Below are 4,289 nucleotides of genomic sequence, written 5' to 3'. Positions count from 1 at the left end.
TGACGGCGGCCGTCGCCGGCCGCGCCGGAGCCATGCGATGAACGCCGCGCTCGCGTCGCGACTGCGAGCGTTCGGCCGTCGCGCGGCCGACTGGTGCGCGCGCGGCATCGGGCTGCCCGCGCAACGCACGCGGGTCGACTGGTTCGTGCGGCTGTTCTTCCACGCACCGCCGCCCGGTCGGCCCGATCATGTGCGCCTTTGGGTGCGCGTCGCGTTCCTGCGGCTCGCGCACGACTGGGGCGTGCTGCAGCCGCTCAGCATGCGTGAATGGCTGTGGCGCGCGATCGTGCGCGCGCCGCGCGCGGCCGACGGTCGGCCCGCGCGCGATCCGCTCGCGTGGTTCGACACGTTCGTGGTGCCCGTCTACGTGGCCGGACGCGCGGTCGGCCGGCGCATCAACGCGATGCTCGAGCGTTTGCCGTGGGTGCGCTGGGGCGGCTGGCTCGATGCGCGCGCGAACGGCGTCGGCCGGCGCCGCTGGCTCACGCCGCTGCTGCTCGTGGCCGGCGCGATGCTGTGGGCCGCGGCCGGGATGTCGCCGCTGATGCCCGGCGCGCAGTTCGCGTTCTTCGCGATGGTCGCGGTGCTCGCGCTCGCGCTGCGCCGCCTGCCGGGCCATCTGCCGACCCTGGCGCTCGCGTCGCTCGCGCTGCTCGCGACGGTGCGTTACGTGTGGTGGCGCACGACCCAGACGCTCGACTTCCGCAGCCCGGTCGAAGCCGTCGCCGGCTACCTGCTGTACGGCGCCGAAGCCTATACGTGGATGATCCTGCTGCTCGGCTTCGTGCAGACCGCGTGGCCGCTCGACCGGCCGATCGTGCCGCTGCCCGACGATCCGGACACCTGGCCGACCGTCGACGTCTATATCCCGACCTACAACGAGCCGCTGTCGGTCGTGAAGCCGACCGTGTTCGCCGCGCAGAGCATCGACTGGCCGAGCGCGAAGCTGCGCGTGTACCTGCTCGACGACGGTCGCCGCCCCGAGTTCGCGGCATTCGCGGCCGAGGCCGGCATCGACTACCTGACGCGCGACGACAACCGCCACGCGAAGGCCGGCAACATCAACCGCGCGCTGCCGAAGACGCACGGCGAGTACATCGCGATCTTCGATTGCGATCACGTGCCGACGCGCTCGTTCCTGCAGACGACGATGGGTGTGTTCCTGCGCGACCCGAAGTGCGCGCTGGTGCAGACGCCGCACCATTTCTTCTCGCCCGATCCGTTCGAGCGCAACCTCGGCACGTTCCGCGAGATCCCGAACGAGGGCAACCTGTTCTACGGCCTCGTGCAGTCGGGCAACGACCTGTGGAACGCGACGTTCTTCTGCGGCTCGTGCGCGGTGCTCAAGCGCAGTGCGCTGGAGGAGGTCGGCGGCGTCGCGGTCGAAACCGTGACCGAGGATGCGCACACGGCGCTCAAGCTGCATCGGCGCGGCTACACGTCGGCGTACCTGCCGACCGTGCAGGCGGCCGGCCTCGCGACCGAAAGCCTCGCGGGCCACGTGAAGCAGCGCACGCGCTGGGCGCGCGGGATGGCGCAGATCTTCCGCATCGACAACCCGTTCCTCGGGCGCGGGCTCGGCCTGATCCAGCGGATCTGCTACGGCAACGCGATGCTGCATTTCTTCTACGGGATTCCGCGGCTGATCTTCCTGACGATCCCGCTCGCGTACCTGTTCTTCCACCTGTACTTCATCAACGCGTCGTCGCTCGCGCTCGCGAGCTACGTGATCCCGTATCTGGTGCTCGCGAACGTCGCGAACTCGCGGATGCAGGGGCGCTACCGTCATTCGTTCTGGGCCGAGGTCTACGAATCGGTGCTCGCGTGGTACATCGCGCTGCCGACCACCGTCGCGTTCTTCAGCCCGAAGCACGGCAAGTTCAACGTGACCGACAAGGGCGGCAAGATCGACGAAGGCTACGTCGACTGGTCGACGTCGAAGCCGTATCTGGTGCTGTTCGCGCTGAACGTGCTCGCGATCGTCGCCGGCCTGTGGCGGCTCGTGGCCGACCAGGGCGACGAGGCGTCGACGATTCTGATCACGCTCGGCTGGACCGTGTACAACCTCGCGATGCTCGGCGCGGCGCTGGCGGTCGCGCGCGAGACGAAGCAGGTGCGCGTCACGCATCGGATCGCGATGCGCGTGCCGGCGATGCTGTTGCTCGCCGACGGCTCGACCGCCGCATGCTTCACGAGCGACTATTCGACGGGCGGCCTCGGGCTCGAAGCGGTGCCGGGGCTGCCGCTCGCCGCCGGCGACACGCTGACGGTGTGCGTGACGCGCGGCGACCGGGCGTTCCCGTTCCCGGTGCGCGTGACGCGGGTGACGCCGACTCATGTCGGCGTCAGCTTCGAGGAACTGACGCTCGAACAGGAACGTCAGCTCGTGCAATGCACGTTCGGCCGCGCGGACGCATGGCTCGACTGGCACGAAGGCGCGCGGCCCGACACGCCGCTCGGCGGGCTCAAGGAAGTGCTGCGGATCGGGCTGGACGGCTATGTACGAATGTGCAAGGGTGCGGCGCGCGGCGTGCAGGCGATGCTCGCGCCGAAACTCGATCGCGCGCGCGACTGACGCGGCGCGCATCATGGAGTGGGTTAGATGACGTTCTGGAATCTGTATTTCATCCTGAAGTTCGCGCTGTTCGCGACCGGGCGCCTGCAGCCGTTCTGGCTCGTGAACCTCGCGTTCGCGGTGGCGCTCGTGGCGAGTGCGCCGCTCCGGTCGCGCGCATGGCGCATCGTCCGGCAGGTCGTGGCGATCGCGATCGCGGTGCCGCTGCTCGCGCGCGAGCTGCATGCGCCGTCGCTCGCCCGTCTCGCGGAGGCCGCGCGCGAAGTCAGCACGTTCCGCCTCGACTACTGGATGGAGCTGCTGCCGCGCCTGTTGCCGCCGGTGCTGGCGCTGACGATCGTCGGCGTGCTGATCGTCTATTTCATCGTCAATCGCTGGCTGCGCGTCGCGACGTTCGTGGTGGCCGTGCTAGTGGTGATGCCGCTGTGGCAGGCCGGCAGCGGGCTGATGGCGCGCGTCGTCGCGCCGGCCCAGCCGCAGGCGAACGTGGCGGGCGCCACGCGCGTCGACCAGCCCGAGGATCACAACGCGGCGCTCGCGACGTTCCGCGCGCAGGAGTCGCAGCGGCAGGTCGCGTTCGGCCATCTCGGCAGCGATCCGGCCGCGCAGTTCGACGTGATCGTGCTGCACATCTGCTCGCTGTCGTGGGACGACCTTGATGCGGCGAAGGTGCGCAATCACCCGATGCTGAGCCACTTCGACTACCTGTTCACGAACTTCAGCACGGCCGCGAGCTACAGCGGCCCGGCGGCGATCCGCGTGCTGCGCGCGAGCTGCGGGCAGGAGGCGCATGCGGACCTGTACAAGCCCGCACCGCAGCAGTGCCACCTGTTCTCGCAACTGGCCGGCGCCGGCTACACGGTGCAGTCGCTGCTGAACCACGACGGCCATTTCGACAATTTCCTGCAGGTGATCCACGACAACATCGGCGTGGCCGATGCGCCGATGATCTCGAACGCGGCCGCGCCGGTCGCGATGCATGCGTTCGACGGCTCGGCGATCAAGGACGACTATGCGACGCTCGCGAACTGGTACGCGCAGCGCGCGTCGGTGCCGGGGCCGGTCGCGCTGTACTACAACACGATCAGCCTGCACGACGGCAACCGCGTCGTCGGCAGCGCGCTGACGAGCATCGACTCGTATCCGCAGCGCGCGACGAAAATGATGACCGACTTCGACCGTCTCGCCGACCTGATCGCGCAATCGGGCCGCCGCGCGGTGATCGTGTTCGTGCCCGAGCACGGCGCCGCATTGCGCGGCGACAAGAACCAGATCGCGGGGTTGCGCGAGATTCCGACGCCGCGCATCGTGCACGGGCCGGTCGGCGTGCGGCTCGTCGGCTTCACCGGCAACCACGGCGCGACGACCGTGATCGAGCAGCCGACCAGCTTCCTCGCGCTTGCGCAGTTGCTGTCGAATCTCGTGTCGAACAGCCCGTTCAAGCCGGGTGCGACGCTCGCGCAATACGCGGCCGATTTGCCGCGCACGCGGATGATCGGCGAGAACGAGGGCACGGTGACGATGCAGACGGCCGCGGGTTACGCGGTGAAAACGCCGGACGGTGTATGGATCGACGAACAGTGACGATGGCTGGCGAAGGCGACGACGATCGCCTGTCGCAACCGAACGACGTGATCGGCCTCGCGCGGCATCTGCCCGCGCTCGACCCCGAGCGCTACGTCGACGAACAGGCGCGCCGCGCGTTCGACGCGTC

General features: G+C 69.3%; 2 protein-coding genes. Both read left to right on the top strand.

Features of this window, described 5'->3' with window-relative positions:
• Nucleotides 1-37 precede the first annotated feature (37 nt).
• Nucleotides 38-2,575, top strand: a complete 2,538-nt coding sequence (bcsA, locus tag JMF90_RS26500; RefSeq protein ID WP_201316818.1) for a UDP-forming cellulose synthase catalytic subunit — start codon at nt 38-40, stop codon at nt 2,573-2,575.
• A gap of 27 nt (nt 2,576-2,602) precedes the next feature.
• The gene (gene bcsG / locus JMF90_RS26495) at nt 2,603-4,159 is read left to right on the top strand and encodes a cellulose biosynthesis protein BcsG (RefSeq protein ID WP_201316819.1); all 1,557 of its coding nucleotides are present in this window, start codon (nt 2,603-2,605) and stop codon (nt 4,157-4,159) included.
• The last annotated feature ends 130 nt before the right edge of the window (nt 4,160-4,289 follow it).

This window comes from Burkholderia sp. E168m23 (assembly GCF_016586125.1).
Classification (GTDB): domain Bacteria; phylum Pseudomonadota; class Gammaproteobacteria; order Burkholderiales; family Burkholderiaceae; genus Burkholderia; species Burkholderia orbicola.
The sequence above is the reverse complement of the archived record's forward strand: the minus strand, read 5'-3'. Positions and strand labels throughout refer to the sequence as shown.